The following is a 19,103-nucleotide window of genomic DNA, read 5'->3' on the forward strand; positions in this document are numbered from 1 at the left end:
GCAGCGTACGCCGCAGCCATGGGTAGGCAAGTCACGCCAATCCCAGCGCCGCCCGCAGTCGATCGGCGTCCATGCCGCGCCCCGCGGCGGCCCCGGACGGGAACGTGTCCAGCAGCTTGATCAGATCCCCGCGGCGGGTCGGGTCGTCGGCGGCATGCCGCGGCGTGGCCCCGTCCAGGGCCGGGATCGACTCGTCGAGCCACCGTTCTTCGTGCTCGCGGATCATCTTCTCCATCAACGCGAGCAGCTCCGGGTCGTCCGGCTCGGGAAGGGCCGCCGTGGCGCCCATTGCCGCGGCCTGCCGTAGGTCACTCATCGGGGTGCGGGTCTCCTCGAGAACTTCCAGTGCCGGATCGATCCCGTGCAGCACCCCCAGCACGCGGTCCATCCGGGCTTCGCTGTTGGTCTCCACGGTCGCCGTGTCGCCGTCGAGCCCCAGGCCGGCCCGAACCCGCTGTTGGCCATCGGTGGTGACGAATTCGATCCAGCGCGGCGGGTCGTCTTCGGTGCGCTCGTAGCACTCGTCGAGCTCGGCGGCCACCGCAATAGGGGTACTGACGCGCACCCGAGCTTCGCAGAGCACCATCGGGTCGCCCTCGGTGTTGACCAGCGTCGGCGGGGCGAACCGGCGAGTCAGGAACGCCACTAGCTCCACCGGATCGGGCTCGGAGTCCAGCAACTCGATCAGCGGCCCCCGTTGGTGCAGGGCGACCGGTTCGATCCCGCCGAAGAACTCCACCACGTCGTCGTCGGTCGGTACCACCCGCGCGCAGATCAGCTGTCCGGGCTGCAGCATCCGGCTGGCGGTGCGTTCGATGACCTCATGCACGTCGCCGGTGCGCACATCACGCACCGTGATGCTGTGGCCGGGCTGCACCTGCTCGACGTCGAACACCGACCGCCGCACCAACAACCACTGCTGGGCCAGCAGCCGCTCGTCGTCGGGCAACAGCTCCCCGCGTAACTCCAGGAAGTCCTCGAACGCCGTGCCCTCGAACAGCACTGCATCGACCGCCAGCGGATCGGCCAGCGCAGCGGCCAACAGATCGTCACGCTCCTGTTCGTCGTAACGGGACCGTTCGTAGCCCACCGCCGCCAGCAGGCCGCGCCACTCGCCCAGCACCACGTGCTGTTGAGCCTTGGCGTAGAGCCAGCCCACCCGCTCGGTCAGCGCGAGCTGCTCGTTGCCCAGGTGGCACTTCTTGTACTTGCGGCCGGACCCGCACCAGCACGGCTCGTTGCGCCCGACGTCGTTGCGTGGCTGGGCCCGGTGCTGTTCGAGCAGGTGCACCAGCGGGTGATCGGAGTCCGCACCGGCCCGACGCAGCAGGTCCAGGCCGGTTTCGGCGTCCCCGCGGTCGGAGGCGATCCGGGCCAGGTCGAACAGCGGTAGCGGCCAGTCCGGGTCCATCGCCTCGGCGGCCAGCAGCTCGTGTTCGGCCCCGGCGATGTCGCCGAGCCGTTCGCATGCCACCGCGCGCAGCCAGCGGGTCGCCACCCGTGCCGCCCTCGGCACCTTCGGCTCCAGGGTCTCGGCGAACAAGCCCAGCGCGGCGGCCCCCTGCCTGCCGCTTCGGGTGGTCTCCTCCATCAGGATCTCGGCCAGCAGGGGATGGGCCAGGACGGCACCGAGTTCGCCGAGGATCTCCGCGTACGTGCCGCCTGGCTGGTCGACCGATTCGCCATCGGTAACTGCGCCGTCGTCGGGTGCGGTGTTGTCATCTGCGGCGTCCAGCGCTCGCGCCATTAGGCCGTGCACCTCGATCAGCGTGGTCAACGCGAACGCGTCGTCGTCTTCCAAACCGTAGCGTGCGGCCAGCCGCATACACCTGCCTTCGAAATGCCAACGGGCAAAATCGAATCCCTCTGGTGCGAGCTGCTCCCCATCGCGTGACAGGCCCTGCCGGTCGGCGATCTCGCCCAGCGGGGCCACCGGCATGGTGAACAACGTCGGATCCGCAGCGCACACCGCCCACACCGCGGAGTTGAGGTAGGTCGGTTCGTCGGCGTCCAGGACAGCGGCCAGTCGGGAACCCGCGGTCGTGTCCGTCGTCGCCGAGACGGGTTCCAGCGCAAGCCCGTCATCGCTCAACCGCAGCCCGACCAGGTCGCCGGCGGTGACCCCCAACCCCGTCAGCGTGCCTGGCGGCAGCAGCAGCGCGCCGGAATCGTCGATCACGTCTTCCGGGATGCCACGCTGCTCCAGCAGTACCCAGTCGAAATCCGGCAGCACGCTCTGCACCGGCGCGCCGTCGCTGAGCTGCTGGTACTGGCTGTGCTGGCATAACTCGGTCACCGGATCCAGATCCGGGGTGACGTGCAGCAGATCGTGGGTGATCTCCGCGGCGGTCAGTCGGTGGGTGAAGACCCGACCGGCCAGCAGCGTCGGCAGCCACACCCAGCGGCCATCGGGCAATTCAGCAACCGGGCAACCGCATTCGTCGAGCAGGTCATCGATAACGGAGTCTGGATCGGTGACCCCAGCCACGCGTAGGTGCTCTGCGATGTCCCCATCGGCGAGCGGGCCGTGCTCGGTCAGGATCGTCACGAGGGCCGCGATCATCTCGGGGGCATCTTCCACAGTCGACACTCTAGAGTCGGCGGGCTTCAGGCCGGGGCGGCGCCGCCCTGTGTGTCGATGACGGTTTGAATCAGCTCCACGATGTGCTGCTGGCCGGCCGCGGTCACGTCGAACTTGCCGCGCATCTCTGCAAAGCCGTCGACCATGTCCCGGCGCATTGCATTGAAGCTGGCGGTAGTGGCTTTGCGGAAATCGCGGAGTTCTTCTCCGAGTTCGCCGACATCGCGGTCAGCCCCGCCGGCAAGCACCCGGGCCGCGGCGGCGTCCCGTTCGCTGGCAGCGACCCGGCGGCGCAAGTCCTGCACCTGGCCCTCCAGCGCCCTGACTCGTGGCTCAAGGTCCTCCGGCGGCATGCTGGCAGCGTACGCCGGGGCGGCGGCTTGGGCGGTCGGTTCATCCACAGCCCCCCGCTGTCGGTACCGGCTGCAAGAACTCAACCGTAGGCAGGAGCTGCAGATGGATGATCTCGCTGGTCGGTTGCTCGCCATCGGCCACCGGGCCGCGGCCCGGATGAGCCCGGAGACCAAGCGTCTGGACCACGGCACGCTGCTCTACGACGAGCGCGGACTGCCGGCATGATCGCCGACACCTCCGCGATCATCGCGATCCTCAGGGATGAAGACGACGCGGCCCGCTACGCCCGGCCGTCGCCGGGGCCAAGGCTCGTCGACTCTCGGCGGCCGCCTAGCTCGAATGTGGGATCGTCCTGGACTCCCAGCGTGACCCGATCATCAGCAGGGCGCTGGATGAATTTCTCGACGAAGCCGGCTTTGTCATCGAGCCGGTCACCGAGCGGCAGGCCCGGCTGGCCCGTCAGGCCTACGCGGATTTCGGCAAGGACAGCGGTCATCCTGCAGGGTTGAACTTCGGGGACTGCCTCTCCTACGCACTGGCCGCCGACGTTCGCGAACCGCTGTTGTGGAAGGGCGACGATTTCGGGCACACCGGAATCAGTACCGCCTTCGACGCGTAAACCATTTGACCAGCACAGATTTTCTAAGAGTCGCCGACGGCCCGGTAGCCTGCGACGTCCTGATCGCGCATATCGGCGAGCTCAGCTGACCCCGTCGCCTTTCCGGTGAATGGGATAGGACTGGCATTTCCCTTAGGGATATGATGTGGTGTAGACCACGTTGGAATCGTCGATGTGACGCACACCACAGGAGATGGGGCAATGACCACTTTTCTGAGCGGTCTCGGCATCACCGCTGCCACCGCGACCGTCGGCGCCAGCATGATGGGGCAGACGACGGTGGCGTTGTGCGTCGCTCTGGTATCGGCGGCGTTCTTCGCCGGCCGAATCTGCTGATTCGCGAGAGGGGCGCGTTTTCCCGCGCATGACCTCCCGGCAGCCATAGGTCGCCGGCATATTTCCCGTGCCCCACCGCAGCACGAGGCACCGACAACTATCGTCGAGCGATGACCCCTGAGGAGCGGCTGACCGCGCTCGAACAGATCGAGGCGATCAAAGCCCTCAAGCACCGCTACTTCCGGGCCTGTGACGCCAAAGACCCCGAGACCTTCCGGGCCTGCTTCATCAATCGCGGGGCCGACATTCATTACGGACCGCTGGGCGGGTTCGACGACGCCGATCAGATCGCGGAGGTCTTCACCCGGATCGCGCTGCACAAGGTGGACGGCAAACCGGTGATCCTGGACATGCACCACGGTATGCACCCCGATATCACCATCACCGGCCCCGGCACGGCCACCGGACGATGGACGCTGAAATTCCGCCAGCTCAACATGATTGAGCGCACCGAACGCCTGCTCACCGGCGAGTACGACGACGACTACGTGATCGAGGACGGAGCCTGGAAAATGGCCCGCAGCCATTTCCGCCAGTTCTGGGTGATCACCCGACCGCTCGGCGACGCGATCGTGGAGGCCTGAGATGAGCACCCGAATCGCGTTGGTCACCGGTGCCAGTCGCAGCGTCGGCAAGGGCATCGCACTGGCCCTCGGCTCGCACGGCTGGACCGTCTACGTCACCGCGCGCGGCGAAGTCGGCGCCGACGGGCCACTGGATCAGACCGCGGCCGAAGTCACCGAGCGCGGCGGACGCGGCATACCCGTGCAATGCGACCACCGCGACGACGAGCAGATCGCCGCGCTGTTCGCCCGCATCGCCGACGAGTGCGACGGCCGGCTGGATCTGCTGGTCAACAACGTCTGGGCCGCACCCAAGGGGTTCGCCGGGTTCACCGAGAAGTTCTGGCAGCGCCCACTGACCGATTGGGACACCCTGATCGGGGTGGGCCTGCGCGCCCACTACGTCGCCTCGGTGCACGCCGCGCAGCTGATGGTCCCGCGCGGCGCCGGTCTGATCGCCAACATCTCCTCGTTCGGGGCCCGCGGGCATCTGCACTCGGTGCTCTACGGCATGTCCAAGGCCGGGCTGGACAAGATGGCCGCCGACATGGCCGTCGAGCTGACCGGGACCGGGGTGAGCGCGGTATCGCTGTGGCCCGGCCTGGTGAAAAACGAAGTCATGCAAGGCTTCATGGCCCGTGGCCTGGACAACTTCCAAGGCTTCCCGCTGGCCAACGCCGAAACTCCGGAGTTCATCGGCCGCGTCGTCGCGGCCCTGGCCGATGACCCCGACCTTGCTGCCCGCAGCGGGCACACCCTGATCACCGCCGAGACCGCGCAGGACTACGACGTCACCGACATCGAGGGAAACCAGCCGGATTCGCACCGCAGCCTGTTCGGCGGCGGCCCACTGTATTGACCGGCTACCAGTTGCTGGGCGCGTAGTCCTTGAGGAAGCACCCGTACAGATCTTCGCCGGCTTCCCCGCGCACGATCGGGTCGTAGACCCGGGCGGCGCCGTCGACCAGATCCAACGGGGCGTGAAAGCCCTCCTCGGCCAGGCGCAGCTTGGTGGGATGCGGGCGCTCATCAGTGATCCAGCCGGTGTCCACCGCAGTCATCAGGATGCCGTCGTTCTCCAACATTTCGGCGGCACTGGTGCGGGTCAGCATGTTCAGCGCGGCCTTGGCCATGTTGGTGTGCGGGTGGCCCGGGCCCTTGTAGCGACGGCTGAACTGTCCCTCCATCGCCGACACATTCACCACGTACTTACGGCGGGCGGGAGCCGCCGCCATGGCCGGGCGAAGCCGACTCACCAAGATGAACGGCGCGGTCTGATTGCACAGCTGCACCTCGAGCAGCTCCAGGGCGTCGACCTCGTGCACCCGCTGGGTCCAGCTGTTGACCGCGGCGGTGTCGGGCAACAGCCCGCCCGCGTCGATTGCGGTACCGGCGGCGATCCGCTCGGGGGACGCGCTGCGGGCGGTCAGGGCCAGTTCAGTCAGCGCGTGCGGTGTCTGGTGCTCGGCGAGGCTGCCGGCCAGGGCCGCCGGGTGGGCGTCACTGACATGGTCGAAAGTGATCACATCCACCAGCTCGCCCGCGGGGGTGCGCTCGGCCTCGACCAGGGCGGCATAGGAACCCGGTGCGCGCCGCACCGTCTGCGCGGCGTTGTTGATCAGGATGTCCAACGGGCCCTGGGCGGCGACCGTGTCCGCCAGCGCGACAACCTGCGCCGGGTCGCGCAGGTCGATACCCACCACCTGCAGTCGATGCAGCCAGTCGGCGCTATCGGGCATCGCGGCGAAGCGGCGCACGGCATCGTTGGGAAACCGGGTGGTGATGGTGGTGTGTGCACCGTCGCGCAGCAACCGCAGCGCGATGTACATGCCGATCTTGGCCCGCCCGCCGGTGAGCAGGGCCCGTCGTCCGGACAGGTCGGTGCGCGCATCCCGCTTGGCCCGGCTCATGGCGGCACACCCCGGGCAGAGCTGGTGATAGAACGCGTCCACCTGGGTGTAGTGGGTCTTGCAGATGTAGCAGGCCCGCGAGCGCAGCAGCGTGCCCGCCGACGCCCCGACCGCGGCTGAGACCAGCGGAATGCCCTGCGTCTCGTCGTCGATGCGGCCCGGTGCCCCGGTGGCGGTGGCGGCGATGACGGCCTGGTCGGCGGCGGCCACCGCATCGCGTCGGGCGGTCCGGCGGGCCTTCTTGACCGCCTTGAACATGCGGGCGGTGGCCCGGCGCACGGCCACGGCGTCCGGGTGCTCCGGTGGCAGCGAGTCGATCTCGGCGAGCACCTGTAGGCAGGTGGCGAGCCTTTCCGGGTCGATGACGGTCACGCCTGGTAAGGGTACGGGCCCGTAACGACCGGCAGAAACACGACGGACCCGCGATTGGGGCCAAGGCCGTTCCACGCGGTCAGATCATCAGGTAATCTAAGCATCGCTCTACGCGCGGAACTCGGGTTCCGTATCGGTTGGCAGCATGGTTTCTTCGCCTGTAGTGGGCGTCGCGCGAGCCGGGTTGCCCCCGTCTGGATCTGATCGACCCGAACGACCGAGAGGCCTGCACCCGGTGTTCCGACTGATGAAGCGGTTCTGGATTCCGCTACTGCTGGTGGTCGTCGTGGCACTGGGCGGGTACGCCATTTCCCGGATTCGCCAATCCGTGGGCCACCAGGGCCCGAATCTGGCGGAGGGGTCGGCAATCACCGAGAACTTCAACCCGAAGCACATCACCTACGAGATCACCGGGACCGGCGGGACCGCGAACCTCAACTACCTCGACGAGAACGGGCAACCCAATCTCATCGAAAACGTATCGTTGCCCTGGTCGTTCACGATCGTGACGACACTGCCGTCGATGTCGGCCAACATCATGGCTCAGGGCGACCGCAACACCCGCGACCTTCGATGCCGGGTGACCGTCGACGACGAAGTGCGCGATGAGCGGACCAGCGACGACACCATCAAACCGTTCATCTACTGCTTGGTGAAATCCGTATGAGCCGGCCGCAGACCCACCGCTCCTTCTTGGCGCGGATGGTCCGGGTCTTCTCGCTGCCGATCATCTTGTTCTGGGTGCTGCTCGTGATCGTCCTGGGGGCGGTAATCCCGTCACTGGGCGAGGTCGCGGCCACCCGGTCGGTTCCGATCAGCCCCACCGGCGCCCCCTCGTATGCGGCGATGCTCAATATCGGCAAGGTGTTTCAGCAGTACGACTCGGACTCCACGGCGATGGTCGTGCTCGAGAGCGACGAGCCGGTCGGGGAGGCCGCGCACGCCTTCTACGACCAGATCGTCGCCAAACTCGAGGCCGATCACGAGCACGTGCAGAACGTTCAGGACTTCTGGAGTGATCCGCTGACCGCGGCGGGTTCACAGAGCGTGGACGGCAAGTCCGCCTATGTGCAGATCTTCCTCAATGGCTCACAGGGCACCACCGAAAGCCACGAGTCGGTGGCGGCGGTGCGCGACATCGTCGCCTCGGTGCCCCCGCCGCCGGGTATCAAGGCCCATGTCGCGGGTAACACGGTCCTCAATGCCGACACCAGTGTCGCCGGGCATCAAAGCATGCATCGGCTGGAGTTTGTGTCGGTCGCCATCATCATCGTGATGCTGCTCGCCATCTACCGCTCGGTGGTGACCATGCTGATCTCCATGGTCGCCATCGGCCTGGGACTGTTTGCCGCAATGAGCGTTACGGCCGCCGTCGGCAACCTGAACATCATCGGCCTGACCCCGTATGCGGTGAGCATGGTGACGATGCTGTCCATCGCGGCGATCACCGACTACCTGATCTTTCTCCTCGGCCGATATCACGAAGAGAGAGCAAACGGCCTCGATCCCGAAGAGGCCTTCTATGTCTCCTACAGCGGCGTCTCGCACGTCATCCTGGGTTCGGGGTTGACCATCGTCGGCGCCTTGATGTGCCTGAGCATGACCACGCTGCCCTACTTTCAGACCATGGGTCCGCCCTGCGCGATCGCGATCCTGGTGGTCATCGCCGCATCCCTGACACTGGCCCCGGCGATCCTCACCGTGGCTTCGAAATTCGGGCTGCTCGACCCCAAACAGAAACTCTCGACGCGGAACTGGCGCAAGGTCGGAACCATCACCGTCCGCTGGCCCGTCCCGGTCATCTTGATGAGCGGCGCGCTGGCCGTCGTGGGTTTCATCAGCTTGCTGACGTATGTGCCGCAGTACAACGACCAGAAGTTCACTCCCGCCGATATGCCGGCCAACCTGGCCATGGCGGTCGCGGACCGGCACTTCTCCCAAGCCCGGATGAACCCCGAACTGCTGATGCTCGAAACCGATCATGACCTGCGCACCCCAGCAGACATGCTGGTGATCGAGAAGGTCGCCAAGAGCGTCTTTCGGATGCGTGGCATCGACCGGGTGCAGACCATCACCCGCCCACTGGGCGCGCCGATCGAGCACAGCTCGATCCCATTCCTGCTCGGCGCGCAGAACGCCGGCACCCTGCAGGCCGCGAAGTTCAACAACGACAACTCGGCTCAGATGCTCGAACAGGCCGACGAGATGAGCAAGACCGTCGCCAACATGGAGCGCATGTACGCCATCACCAAGGAGATGACCGAAGTCACCCACAGCATGGTCGCCCGGACCCACGACATGGCCGACACCACCGATCAATTGCGAGACCATATAGCCGATTTCGACGATTTCTTCCGGGTGTTCCGCAACTACTTCTACTGGGAACCGCACTGCTTCGACATCCCGATCTGCAACGCACTGCGATCGATCTTCGACACCGTGGACGGCATCGACCAACTCGACGAACAGATCCAGAACCTCACCGTCGACATGGACCGTCTGGATAAAGTGCTGCCGCAGATGCTGCCGGTTCTGCAGAACACCATCGACTCGATGACGACGATGCGCGACTTCATGCTCGCGACCCACAGCACCATGGCCGGAACCCAGGCCCAGCAACAGGAATTGGCCAAAGGTGAGACGGAGATAGGCCTGTACTTCGATCAGGCCAAGAACGACGATTTCTTCTACATGCCGCCGGATGTGTTCGACAATCCTGACTTCAAACGCGGCATCAAGATGTTCATGTCGCCCGACCACAAGTCGGTCCGGATGATCATCACCCACCAGGGCGACCCGGCCTCGGTGCAGGGCATCGCTCATGTCCGGGACCTCAAAGACGTTGTCGCCGACGCCCTCAAGGGCACCCCGCTGGCCAGCGCCAAGGTCTCGCTCGCCGGTACCGCATCGCTGTACGCCGACATGCAGGACGGCGTCGTCATCGACCTGATGATCGTGCTCATCGCGTCGCTGATCCTGATCTTCGCGATCATGCTGATCATCACCCGCAGCGTGGTGGCCGCCCTGGTGATCGTCGGCACCGTGGCCGCATCCCTGGGTATCGCGTGCGGATTGTCGGTTCTGCTGTGGCAGGACATCCTGGGCCTGGGCGTGCAGTGGATCGTGATCCCGCTGTCGATGGTGATCCTGCTGGCGGTGGGCTCGGACTACAACCTCCTGGTGGTCTCGCGCCTGCGGGAAGAGATCAGCGCCGGGCTCAACACCGGCATCATCCGCGGGGTGGGGGCCACCGGGCGGGTGGTCACCGCGGCGGGCCTGGTGTTCGCCTTCACCATGATGGCGATGATCGTCAGTGACCTGCGCGTGGTCGGTCAGCTCGGTACGACTATCGGTATCGGCCTGATCATCGACACGTTGATCGTCCGGGCATTTATGACACCATCGATCGCCGCGGCGCTGGGCCGCTGGTTCTGGTGGCCGCTCAACACTTTTGAGATCACGCGGCCGGACCGCAGCGGACCCGGACCGCAGCCGGCCCGAGACGACACCGCGCCCATTCCGACCGCGAGCGGGTGAGTGACGGTGACGGCAGACACGGAATCGAAATTGCGCAGGCGCACCGATGGGCGGCTCGATCGGTCGCGTGATCCCGCGATCCTCGATGCCGCGTTGGCCGCCTTGGCCGAGAACGGCTACGACGACACCAACATGAACGACATCGCAGCACGAGCCGGCGTCGGCAAGGCCGCCATCTACCGCCGCTGGTCGTCGAAGGCGGCGCTGATCGCCGATGCGCTGGTGTACTGGCGACCCGACCTGATGGACGACGACGTCGCCGACACCGGCAGCCTGGCCGGCGATTTCGACGCGTTGGTGGGACGGATGGCGCGCACCGACGACGCGCTGATCCCCAACGACGTGGTGCTGCGGGTCGCGGCCGAGGCCGCCCACGACCCACACCTGGCCTCGGCGCTCGACGACATGCTGCTGCTCAAGGGCAGACGGGTGGTGACCACCATCCTTCAGCGGGCCGCCGACCGCGGCGAGGTGGCGCCCGGCCGGGACTGGTCGCTGATCGCCGATGTGCTTGCCGGGGTGGGTCTGATCCGGGTCATGAGTGGCCAGAGCTTCGATGCGAAGTTCGCCCGGCAGGTCATCGACACGCTGGTGCTTCCCGCTGTCCTGGCGGCGAGCGCCGATTAGTGATTCGCGCGAGGTCGCAAATACAATCGCTGGCGCAATGACCGACATCTCCACCGAGGCAGGCCGACGCCGCACCTTCGCCGTGATCAGCCACCCCGACGCCGGCAAATCCACCTTGACCGAAGCGCTGGTGCTGCACGCCAAGGCCATCACCGAGGCCGGCGCGGTGCACGGCAAATCCGGTCGCCGTGCCACGGTGTCGGACTGGATGGAGATGGAGAAGGCCCGCGGCATCTCCATCACCTCGACGGCCCTGCAGTTCCCCTACCGCACCCCCAAGGGGCAGGACTGCGTCATCAACCTGCTCGACACTCCCGGCCACGCCGACTTCTCCGAAGACACCTACCGGGTGCTGACCGCCGTCGACTCCGCGGTCATGCTCATCGACGCCGCGAAAGGACTGGAACCGCAGACCCTCAAGCTGTTCCAGGTGTGCCGGCATCGTCGGATCCCGATCATCACGGTGATCAACAAATGGGACCGTCCCGGCCGGCATGCCCTGGAATTGATGGACGAGATCCACACCCGCATCGGGCTGCGCCCCACCCCGCTGACCTGGCCGGTCGGCATCGCCGGAGAATTCGACGGGGTGCTCGACCGCCGGTCCGGCAACTTCATCCGGTTCACCCGTACCGCCGGGGGCGCGACCGCGGCGCCCGAGGAGCACATCGCCGCGGCCGATGCGCATGCCGCGGCCGGCGATGACTGGGACACCGCCGTCGAAGAGTGCGAGCTGCTGTCGGCCGACGGATCCGACTTCGACCGCGAGGCGTTCCTGGACTGCACGGCGACACCGGTGCTGTTCACCTCGGCGGCATTGAACTTCGGCGTGAATCAGCTGCTCGACGTGCTCACCGAGTTGGCGCCGGCGCCCAGCGGGGCGCTCGACGTCGACGGCGGCCGGCGCGCCACCGACGCACCGTTCAGCGCCTTCGTGTTCAAGGTGCAGGCCGGAATGGACTCCGCCCACCGCGACCGCATCGCTTTCGCGCGGGTGTACTCGGGCACCTTCGAACGTGGCGACGTGCTCACCCACGCCGCGAGCGGCAAGCCGTTTGTCACCAAGTACGCCCAGTCGGTGTTCGGCCAGCAGCGCTCCACCTTGGACACCGCCTGGCCCGGCGATGTGATCGGGCTGGCCAACGCTGCCGCCCTGCGTCCCGGCGACACGCTGTATTGCGATGTGCCCGTGCAGTATCCGCCGATCCCGAGCTTCTCGCCCGAGCACTTCTCGGTGGCGCGCAACGTCGATCCCAGCAAGCACAAGCAGTTTCGTCGCGGTATCGAGCAGTTGGACCAAGAGGGCGTGGTGCAGGTGCTGGTCTCCGATCGCCGCGGTGAGCAGGCGCCGGTGCTTGCCGCGGTCGGCCCGATGCAGTTCGAGGTGGCCGCACACCGGATGGCCAGCGAGATGGGCGCGCCGATCACGCTGGAGCCGCTGCCGTATCAGGTCGCGCGGATCGTGGACGCCGACGACGTCGACTTCGTGAACAAACAGTCGTTGGCGGAAGTCTTGACCCGCACCGACGGCGTGCACCTGGTGTTGTTCTCCAACGCCTGGCGGCTGCAGGGTTTCCAACGCGACAACCCCGCCGTGCAGCTCCGGTCCTTGGTGGCCGCGGAGGGGTAACCGACCGCCACCGCGAGCCCTCAGTCGCCCAGTGCGGCAAGCAGTTCGGGAAGTGGCACGGTGGCGATGCCGATGGCGGCGTCGCCGATACCGTACGGCAGTACCAGGGTGTCGGCATGTACCAGAGCGCCGCAGGAGTAGATTACGTTCGGCACATAGCCGTCCTGCTCGTCGCTGGCGGGGCTCAGCAGCGGTTGGCGTAGCCGACCGACAATCCGGGTCGGATCGTCGAGATCGAGGAGAACCGCTCCGACGCGATAGGTACGCATCGGGCCCACGCCGTGGGTGAGCACCAGCCAGCCCGCCTCGGTCTCGATGGGCGGACCACAGTTCCCCAGTTGCAACGCCTCCCACGCCTGCGCCGGCCGCTGCACGGGAACCGCGCTCGGCCATACCGATAAGTGATCGGAGTAGGCGATCGCATTCGATTCGCGGTCCGCCCTCGACAGGGCTGCGAATCGGCCGTGGATCCGGCGCGGAAACAACGCCAGTCCTTTGTTGGCCGCGGCGGAACCGACGATCGGTGTGGAGGTAAAGGATCGGAAATCCGTTGTCTCCAGGAGCTGTTGGCTGATATGAGATCCGCTGTAGGCGGTGTAGGTGGCAAGCCACCTGAGGGTCCCGTCATCGTCGGTGAAGCGAGCGAAGCGGGCGTCCTCCATCCCGGCCTGCTCAGCGTCCATCGCCGGCCACAGCACCCGCTCGGAAAGCGGTATGGCATCGGAGAACCCGACGGCATAGGTACGTGCGGCGATGGCGCGGATCGCAGAGATCGTCTCTCGGGCGCGTCCACGGGTGCTCAGATGGGTCTCCAGCGTGGCGAGTCGCTGATCGAGTTCCGCGCGGGTGAATCGGTCACCGAGCGCATCGAGTACGTAGCGACTGGCTTCGCCCGCATCGTCGAGACGGGCTAGCTCACTGCGGAAGATGGCCGCGTCCAACGGGGTCGGTGTGGCTGCTCCGACTGTGGCGAAGGGGCTCTTATCATCGATGGTGGCGCGCCCGGCCGCGTCGACGATGCCGGTCCGGAACCCGATCGAGGAACGATGTCCTTCCCCGATGCCCCGCACGCTCATCACGAATCGCAGCCCACCCTCAACCGTTCCCGATTGGTCGGGGTGCGCCACGATGCTGGGGTTGCACAATGCCGCACCCTCGATGGCGTATTCGCTGGTGAACGTCGCACCCAGCAGCAACATGCGTACCTCGGAGAGTTCCCGGTCGGGATCGAGCCGGTCGGCGAGTTCTCGGGCGTGCCGCCCAAAGGTGCCGACCAGATCGCGGTGACGCCCGTCGAAGCGTGTTCCGACGTCGTCCAATGACGACCGCACCTCGTCCTCGTCCAGTGCCAGGATCCGCCGCAGGACCACGCCGGCGCGGGACTCCTGGTGCTCGAAACCCTCCTGGCCGGGTACGAAGAGTCGGGTGACAACGCGTGACGGGTCGGCTGCGAGCCGCTGCGGGTTGCGCGTGACCAGTCCGTCAAGCACCGAAGTCATTGCGGCACAGTCGAGAAATGCTGAACCTGCTGCAGGGTCGACAGCACAGCCAGGGTCGACTCCGCGCCCTGATTACGGTTCACCCCGCAGGCCTGCAGACCGTCGAATCCGCCGCCCGTCTCGGGATCCCACATCGGCTGTCCCGCGTCGTTGTCGCCCTGGAACCACGCCGCGGCCGCTCGGACCCCGTCCGGCCAGATCTGCCTGGCGTCGACGCCGGCGGCGCGAGCGCACGCGTCGGCGAGCGTAGCCACCTCGATCGGCTGCTGGTCGAATCCGGGCCGAACGTCGTCGGGGCCGCGGCCCCCCGCCGGGGTGGGGGAGAGATGCCCCTCTGCCGTTTCGTATCCGAGCAGCCACTCCAACAGATCCAGGCCGCGCCCCCACAGTGTCGGCGTGTCGAGCGCAACGCCTGCGGCGATCATCGCGTCGGCTAAGACCGCGTTCGCGTAGGTCAGGCGTTCCTCGGGCCACGGCCAGGCCGGGTTGCCGTTCGGTTTGGCGACGGTGGCGGCGTAGTCGGTGACGAGTTCGCGGGCCGCGCGATGGTCAGGATTGACGGTCAGCAGTTCCGCGGCCCCCAACGCCGCGAAGGCCATGGCGCGCGGCCAGTTCGACCGCCCCTGGGCGGCGCGCTCGAACTGCACGATGGCCGACTGGCGCACCCAGCCCACTTCGCTGTGCGCGGCGGCCGTCCCGAGTCCCCAGACGCACCTGCCCCAGCAATCCTCCAGGGTCGGCTCGTCGGTCCAACCGCCGGAGCTGTCCATCCGATTGCGGCACGCGCCGGTGAGGGCTTGCGCCTCGTTCAGGAACCGCACCGCAACACTGGCGAGGCGGTGCACGTCCCCGTCGGCATGGGGCTGGCGGGTCGCAACGACGAGAACACGGCTCATGTCGTCGGCGCAGTAGCCGTGCTCGCGCCGAGGCTCGGCGAAACAAGCGTGCTCGAAGGTGCCTCGATGATCCGTCATGTGTAGCAGATGGTCGAAGATCGGGGCCGGTGCGGTGGTGCTCATACCGATGCCGGCCGCTGCGCGAGCTGGCGGCGCGCCAAGCCCAGATACGCATTGGCGACGCTCGTCCAGGCCATGGTCGGAGCCAGCCGGCGGGCCTCGGCGGCCATCGAGCCGGCCACGCGCGGGTCGGTCAGCACCCGGCGCAGGGCCGCGGCCAGCGCGTCGGGATCATCGTGCCCGACGACGATGCCCGCCCCGCTGCCGAGAAGCTCGACGGCGTGCGGGAAGGCGGTGGCGACCACCGGCCGGCCGCACGCGATCGCGTCGACCAGGACGCCAGATGTGACCTGATCGGTGGAGTCATAGGGCAGGACGACCGCCACTGAGGACTGGACTAGCGCGACCAATGACGAAACGCCGCGATAGTCGGGGTCGAACGACACCGAGCCTGCGACACCGCTGCTGCGCGCCTGTGCTGCGCGCGCGTCCCGGTAGGCCTCGCCATCGGCGGCCAGGACCTTCGGGTGCGTCCGGCCGGCTACCAAGTAGCGCGGACGCCCGGGGAGGTCATGCAGGGAACCCATCACGTCGATCACCCGCTCGATGCCCTTGCCCGGCCCCAGTAGCCCCCAGGTCAACAGAGTGGGTCGGCCCGAACGCTTCAGTGCGGCATGCCTTGGCACGGCCGCGCCATGCGGGATCGTGGTGACCTTGTTGCGATCGATGTTGAAGTCGAGGCGTAGACGCTCACTGGCGACCTCCGACATGACGACCACCTGATCCGCCTTGGCCGCGATCGCTTCGAATACCCAACGCTGGTGCGGGGTAGGGCTTTTGAGGATCGTATGAGCGACCACGATGGACGGGACGCGCAACCCGTCGATCAGATCCAGCACCTCTTCCCCGTCGGCTCCGCCATAGATCCCGTACTCATGCTGGATCACCGCGACATCGCTCTGGTTGAGCAATTCGGAGCTGGCCGCCACCGATCTCGCGGAACCGTTGACCAGCTCCCCGACGACTCGGGAACTGCCGGAAGGCGACCCATCCGCTATGCGCACCACGCTGACCTCGGCGCCTTTGGCGGACAGTCCGTCGGACAGGGCCGTGGTGAATGTCGCCAGCCCGCACGGCGTCGGTGGATACGTACTGAGGATGCCGAAACTCGGGGGGCTCGAAAAGTGTTGTTCCGCCTTAGGGGCGGTAAGGGGCGGGTAAGCGAACAGAGCATTCATGGTGATCCCGACGTACTGCCGTCACCGGTGTGCCCGGTGCGAGCGATTGCTCTACAAGATCAACGGCGAAATGCTGACTCATCCCGGACTGGCTCGGTTCCCAACCTTCTCGAGCGTACACCCCTATTTCGCCGGCCTCACCCGCGCAACCGCACCAGCCGCGTCGTCGAACTCTCGTCGAGCTCCACCAGGTCCGAGTAGGACCGCAGGAAGTCGCTGAATGACTTGTAGCCCAGGGCCTTCTCGCTGAAAGACGGATCCATTCGCTTCATCTGCGCCTTGACCGACGAATTGTGCAGCCACTCGACGTCGTCCTTCTCCAGGCCGATCTTCAGCGCGCGGATGAGCAGCCCGGTGGCGGTGTCCTGCGGATCCGGCGCTGGCGGCTCCTCGGGCTCCTCCTTGGCCCGGCGAGTGCGCCGCTTCGGCTCGGCGTCCGCGTCCGCGTCGGCGGTGGCCGGCGCGGGCTCGAACACCGGCACGCCGGGCAGCGCGTCGTAGCTGACGAAGTCGTCGCAGGCCGCGGCCAGGGCGCGGCTCGTCGATCCGGCCACTCCGATGCCGACGACATAGCGGCCCAAGCGTTTACAGCGTTGCGCCAGTGGTATGTAGTCGGAATCGCCGGCCACGATCACGACATGGGTCAGATCCGGTAGCCGGAACATGTCCTCGACCGCGTCGACCGCCAAACGAATGTCCGCGCCGTTCTTGCCGTACGCGGCCGCCGGGAACAACTGCACCAGATCGACCGCTCGTCCGACCAGCTGCGCGCGATAGCCGGTGTTGACCTCGGCCGACCAGTCGGCGTAGGCGCGGGTGAGCACCAGCGTCCCGAACGACGATGCGAAATCGATGATCGCCCCGACATCGACGGTGGCCCGCGCCAGCCGATCCGGTTGTTTGGACAGGCCCTTGGACTTGTCCTTTTGAAACGAACTGCGTCCGTTGACCTGGTCGTAGCGGGAGATCACGATGTTGTCGAAGTCGAGGTAGACCGCGACCCGGGTATTGCCGGATTCCGTCATGGTTCCAGTGTGGCGCACCACTGGTCTCATCCCTAATGGGTTGGCGGGGATGGGGCAGTTGCCCGCCTCTGAGCGACAGCTGGGGGGACGCGGGTGGGTGACGTGGGGTGAAGTGACGCCATCGGCGATGCCTGTCAGGCTTTGGCGCCAAGGAGGTCGGCGTCGTGCAGCAAGCAAAACAACTGCCGTCAACTGCAGGGTAGACAACATTGTCGAGAACGGCCTAGACAGCTACCATGCCTAAGCGGGCGAAGATCATCAGGCAGATTGCCAAGGCGGCGAAGTCAGCGGGGCTGGTGTTTGAGGTCAAGCGTGAGGGCGCCAACCACACGATCTTCAGTCTCGATGGCGTCATGATCGCGCTGGGCCGCCACAACGAGTTTGGTGATCGTTACGCCCAGATGATCTACCGGCAGTGCGAGCCAAAGCTGGGGAAGGGGTGGTGGAGGTGATGATCTATCACGTGGATGCCAGCCGCGACGGTCGCTTCTGGCTGCTGCACGTGCGCGAGATCGACCAATACTCCCAGGCGCGCAACCTGGCCGAGGTGGAGCCACTGGTCCGCGACTTGGTTGCGCTGTGGCGGGAGGTTCCCGCAGATTCGTTTGATATCTCGATTCACGTGCAGCTGCCCGGCGACGTCCAGCATCATCTGGAACGTGCCGCGAAATTCACCACCGACTCCGCGAACGCTCAGGCGCAGGCGGCCCGGGAGCGACGCATGGCCGCACGCCAGTTGAAATCCAAGGGGCTCACCGTGCGCGATATCGGTGCGGCACTGGGTGTTTCGTACCAGCGCGCGCAGCAACTCGCGTCGTCGTAGCACCGGCCCGGCGTTAGCCCGCCTTGTACCAGCGCGGAATCAGCTCCGGGTCCGGCAGCGGGTAGTGGCCGAAGAACCCGTGCGGGTCCCCGCGCAACACCTGGGCGTTCTGCACGTCGGCGCGCCGGCGGATTTCGCGCAGCCGGCTGACTTCGGCGGCGCGGTAGGCGGTGTAGCTGCGCATCAGCCGACGCGTGACGATCACGGCGAGGGTGATCACGCCCGCGGCCAGAACAAGCCAGCGCAGCCACCACAGCAGCACGATGAACAAGAGGATGGCGAAGCCCGTTCCGTTGCTGCCCGACTGTTTGCGATTCCCCATGATCGCGACGGTAATCCGGGGGTGTGACAGGTCAGCCCGTCATCGTCCTGGAGCGACGGCTGGCAAACCGAGGGTGCCTGCGGCGGCGCGTAGACGTTCGTCGTAGGCGACAAACGCCGTCAACCGGGTGCCGAACACCGCGTGACCGGTCGCTAGATGGATGGCGTCTAGGGATCGCAGCGCCGGGTCGGAATAGGCCGCAGCGGCGGCCCGAACCACCTCATCCACCTGGTAGCGGGAGACTCGCGATACCAGTGCGGGTACATCGGGCAGGCGGGCGGGGTCCAGCCGCCGAATAGCGCGAGGCAGTTCGACCTCGATCAACGTTGACGACACCCACGGCGCGGACTGCTGCGCGTCGAGCCAATCGGCGAGCGCGTCGGTCTCCGGTTCACGGCGGATCAGTTTCACCAGCGCCGACGTGTCCAGATACAACATCAGTAGCGCTCGTCATCCCGCATTTCGCGAAGCGCTTTGCCGGCCTCATGATCGGTGCGGATCGGGCCCGAGGGACGCGGCGCCGGCCCGTCGACGGTCGCAGGGTGAAGTCGCCCGGCCTTGATCATCTCGGCCAACGGATCCGCCTCGGCCGGGACCAGGCGAGCGATCACCGTGCCGCGTTCGGTGATCTCAAGTTGTTCGCCCCGTTTGACGCGGGCGAGCACACCGGCGGTGTTCTGATTCAGCTCGCGTACCGGCACCTCGGACATA

General features: G+C 66.7%; 19 protein-coding genes and 2 pseudogenes. 11 read left to right on the plus strand and 10 right to left on the minus strand.

Going from position 1 to position 19,103, the window contains the following annotated elements:
• Positions 1-31 precede the first annotated feature (31 nt).
• Positions 32-2,581 (minus strand): SEC-C metal-binding domain-containing protein, encoded by a 2,550-nt coding sequence (locus tag N416_RS0104525; RefSeq protein ID WP_024440941.1) that lies wholly within the window; start codon positions 2,579-2,581, stop codon positions 32-34.
• 26 nt (positions 2,582-2,607) lie between these two features.
• Positions 2,608-2,934, minus strand: coding sequence for a hypothetical protein (locus N416_RS0104530; RefSeq protein ID WP_024440942.1), 327 nt, complete (start codon positions 2,932-2,934; stop codon positions 2,608-2,610).
• Positions 2,935-3,031: 97 nt separating this feature from the next.
• Here N416_RS0104530 and N416_RS21290 point away from each other — a divergent pair.
• The 5 genes and pseudogenes from N416_RS21290 to N416_RS0104560 all read left to right on the plus strand — a co-directional run.
• Positions 3,032-3,160: pseudogene (locus N416_RS21290) on the plus strand (antitoxin); the annotation flags it as partial.
• Positions 3,157-3,554 (plus strand): annotated as a pseudogene (locus N416_RS21295) (type II toxin-antitoxin system VapC family toxin). The pseudogenes N416_RS21290 and N416_RS21295, both read left to right, overlap by 4 nt.
• A 201-nt stretch (positions 3,555-3,755) precedes the next feature.
• The gene (locus N416_RS24115; protein ID WP_255341876.1) at positions 3,756-3,890 is read left to right on the plus strand and encodes a hypothetical protein; all 135 of its coding nucleotides are present in this window, start codon (positions 3,756-3,758) and stop codon (positions 3,888-3,890) included.
• Positions 3,891-4,000: 110 nt separating this feature from the next.
• Positions 4,001-4,474: a nuclear transport factor 2 family protein gene (locus tag N416_RS0104555; RefSeq protein WP_024440945.1), complete on the plus strand. Its 474-nt coding sequence runs from the start codon at positions 4,001-4,003 to the stop codon at positions 4,472-4,474.
• Position 4,475: 1 nt separating this feature from the next.
• A complete protein-coding gene (locus N416_RS0104560; protein ID WP_024440946.1) occupies positions 4,476-5,312 on the plus strand; it encodes an SDR family NAD(P)-dependent oxidoreductase in 837 nt (278 codons plus the stop codon).
• 4 nt (positions 5,313-5,316) lie between these two features.
• Here the strand turns inward: N416_RS0104560 and N416_RS0104565 are convergent, their stop codons facing one another.
• The gene (locus N416_RS0104565) at positions 5,317-6,735 is read right to left on the minus strand and encodes an SDR family NAD(P)-dependent oxidoreductase (RefSeq protein ID WP_024440947.1); all 1,419 of its coding nucleotides are present in this window, start codon (positions 6,733-6,735) and stop codon (positions 5,317-5,319) included.
• A gap of 235 nt (positions 6,736-6,970) precedes the next feature.
• On the opposite strand from N416_RS0104565, the gene N416_RS0104575 reads away from it, so the two are divergent.
• Genes N416_RS0104575 through N416_RS0104590 form a run of 4 tightly spaced genes read left to right on the plus strand, consistent with a single transcriptional unit; the run spans position 6,971 to position 12,529 of the window.
• Complete coding sequence (locus tag N416_RS0104575; protein WP_024440948.1) at positions 6,971-7,402, plus strand: MmpS family transport accessory protein; 432 nt, start codon at positions 6,971-6,973, stop codon at positions 7,400-7,402.
• Positions 7,399-10,272: an RND family transporter gene (locus N416_RS0104580; protein WP_155943318.1), complete on the plus strand. Its 2,874-nt coding sequence runs from the start codon at positions 7,399-7,401 to the stop codon at positions 10,270-10,272. Before N416_RS0104575 ends, N416_RS0104580 begins: the two co-directional genes overlap by 4 nt.
• Positions 10,273-10,278: 6 nt before the next feature.
• The gene (locus tag N416_RS0104585; RefSeq protein WP_024440950.1) at positions 10,279-10,899 is read left to right on the plus strand and encodes a TetR/AcrR family transcriptional regulator; all 621 of its coding nucleotides are present in this window, start codon (positions 10,279-10,281) and stop codon (positions 10,897-10,899) included.
• A gap of 37 nt (positions 10,900-10,936) precedes the next feature.
• Positions 10,937-12,529, plus strand: a complete 1,593-nt coding sequence (locus N416_RS0104590) for a peptide chain release factor 3 (RefSeq protein ID WP_051190179.1) — start codon at positions 10,937-10,939, stop codon at positions 12,527-12,529.
• A 20-nt stretch (positions 12,530-12,549) separates the two neighbouring features.
• Here the strand turns inward: N416_RS0104590 and N416_RS0104595 are convergent, their stop codons facing one another.
• The 4 genes from N416_RS0104595 to N416_RS0104610 form a co-directional block, all read right to left on the minus strand.
• A complete protein-coding gene (locus tag N416_RS0104595) occupies positions 12,550-14,028 on the minus strand; it encodes a glycoside hydrolase family 130 protein (RefSeq protein ID WP_024440952.1) in 1,479 nt (492 codons plus the stop codon).
• Entirely contained in the window at positions 14,025-15,047 is a 1,023-nt protein-coding gene (locus N416_RS0104600) for a hypothetical protein (RefSeq protein WP_024440953.1), read from the minus strand. Before N416_RS0104600 ends, N416_RS0104595 begins: the two co-directional genes overlap by 4 nt.
• Positions 15,044-16,222 (minus strand): glycosyltransferase, encoded by a 1,179-nt coding sequence (locus N416_RS0104605; protein ID WP_024440954.1) that lies wholly within the window; start codon positions 16,220-16,222, stop codon positions 15,044-15,046. The genes N416_RS0104600 and N416_RS0104605 overlap by 4 nt, the downstream gene beginning before the upstream one ends.
• A gap of 137 nt (positions 16,223-16,359) precedes the next feature.
• Entirely contained in the window at positions 16,360-17,247 is an 888-nt protein-coding gene (locus N416_RS0104610; RefSeq protein WP_024440955.1) for an NYN domain-containing protein, read from the minus strand.
• Positions 17,248-17,483: 236 nt separating this feature from the next.
• On the opposite strand from N416_RS0104610, the gene N416_RS0104615 reads away from it, so the two are divergent.
• Entirely contained in the window at positions 17,484-17,699 is a 216-nt protein-coding gene (locus N416_RS0104615) for a hypothetical protein (protein ID WP_024440956.1), read from the plus strand.
• Positions 17,699-18,070 carry a hypothetical protein gene (locus tag N416_RS0104620; RefSeq protein ID WP_036457281.1) on the plus strand — a complete coding sequence of 124 codons (372 nt, stop codon included), beginning with the start codon at positions 17,699-17,701 and terminating at the stop codon, positions 18,068-18,070. Before N416_RS0104615 ends, N416_RS0104620 begins: the two co-directional genes overlap by 1 nt.
• Positions 18,071-18,083: 13 nt before the next feature.
• Here the strand turns inward: N416_RS0104620 and N416_RS0104625 are convergent, their stop codons facing one another.
• From N416_RS0104625 to N416_RS0104635, 3 genes are read right to left on the minus strand one after another with little or no spacing between them, the layout of a single operon-like run.
• Positions 18,084-18,392, minus strand: a complete 309-nt coding sequence (locus N416_RS0104625) for a hypothetical protein (protein ID WP_024440958.1) — start codon at positions 18,390-18,392, stop codon at positions 18,084-18,086.
• A 39-nt stretch (positions 18,393-18,431) separates the two neighbouring features.
• Positions 18,432-18,830 carry a type II toxin-antitoxin system VapC family toxin gene (locus tag N416_RS0104630; protein ID WP_024440959.1) on the minus strand — a complete coding sequence of 133 codons (399 nt, stop codon included), beginning with the start codon at positions 18,828-18,830 and terminating at the stop codon, positions 18,432-18,434.
• Positions 18,830-19,102: a type II toxin-antitoxin system Phd/YefM family antitoxin gene (locus tag N416_RS0104635; RefSeq protein WP_024440960.1), complete on the minus strand. Its 273-nt coding sequence runs from the start codon at positions 19,100-19,102 to the stop codon at positions 18,830-18,832. Before N416_RS0104635 ends, N416_RS0104630 begins: the two co-directional genes overlap by 1 nt.
• Position 19,103: the final 1 nt, after the last annotated feature.

Origin of the sequence: Mycobacterium sp. UM_WGJ (genome assembly GCF_000455125.1) — a bacterium.
Classification (GTDB): Bacteria; Actinomycetota; Actinomycetes; order Mycobacteriales; family Mycobacteriaceae; genus Mycobacterium.

Coding starts and splice junctions, on each gene's coding strand:
- N416_RS0104530 (WP_024440942.1), bottom strand. CDS start 2,934: ATGCCGCCGGAGGACCTTGAGCCACGAGTCAGGGCGCTGGAGGGCCAG.
- N416_RS24115 (WP_255341876.1), top strand. CDS start 3,756: ATGACCACTTTTCTGAGCGGTCTCGGCATCACCGCTGCCACCGCGACC.
- N416_RS0104555 (WP_024440945.1), top strand. CDS start 4,001: ATGACCCCTGAGGAGCGGCTGACCGCGCTCGAACAGATCGAGGCGATC.
- N416_RS0104560 (WP_024440946.1), top strand. CDS start 4,476: ATGAGCACCCGAATCGCGTTGGTCACCGGTGCCAGTCGCAGCGTCGGC.
- N416_RS0104580 (WP_155943318.1), top strand. CDS start 7,399: ATGAGCCGGCCGCAGACCCACCGCTCCTTCTTGGCGCGGATGGTCCGG.
- N416_RS0104590 (WP_051190179.1), top strand. CDS start 10,937: ATGACCGACATCTCCACCGAGGCAGGCCGACGCCGCACCTTCGCCGTG.
- N416_RS0104595 (WP_024440952.1), bottom strand. CDS start 14,028: ATGACTTCGGTGCTTGACGGACTGGTCACGCGCAACCCGCAGCGGCTC.
- N416_RS0104600 (WP_024440953.1), bottom strand. CDS start 15,047: ATGAGCACCACCGCACCGGCCCCGATCTTCGACCATCTGCTACACATG.
- N416_RS0104605 (WP_024440954.1), bottom strand. CDS start 16,222: ATGAATGCTCTGTTCGCTTACCCGCCCCTTACCGCCCCTAAGGCGGAA.
- N416_RS0104610 (WP_024440955.1), bottom strand. CDS start 17,247: ATGACGGAATCCGGCAATACCCGGGTCGCGGTCTACCTCGACTTCGAC.
- N416_RS0104615 (WP_024440956.1), top strand. CDS start 17,484: ATGCCTAAGCGGGCGAAGATCATCAGGCAGATTGCCAAGGCGGCGAAG.
- N416_RS0104620 (WP_036457281.1), top strand. CDS start 17,699: ATGATCTATCACGTGGATGCCAGCCGCGACGGTCGCTTCTGGCTGCTG.
- N416_RS0104625 (WP_024440958.1), bottom strand. CDS start 18,392: ATGGGGAATCGCAAACAGTCGGGCAGCAACGGAACGGGCTTCGCCATC.
- N416_RS0104630 (WP_024440959.1), bottom strand. CDS start 18,830: ATGTTGTATCTGGACACGTCGGCGCTGGTGAAACTGATCCGCCGTGAA.
- N416_RS0104635 (WP_024440960.1), bottom strand. CDS start 19,102: ATGTCCGAGGTGCCGGTACGCGAGCTGAATCAGAACACCGCCGGTGTG.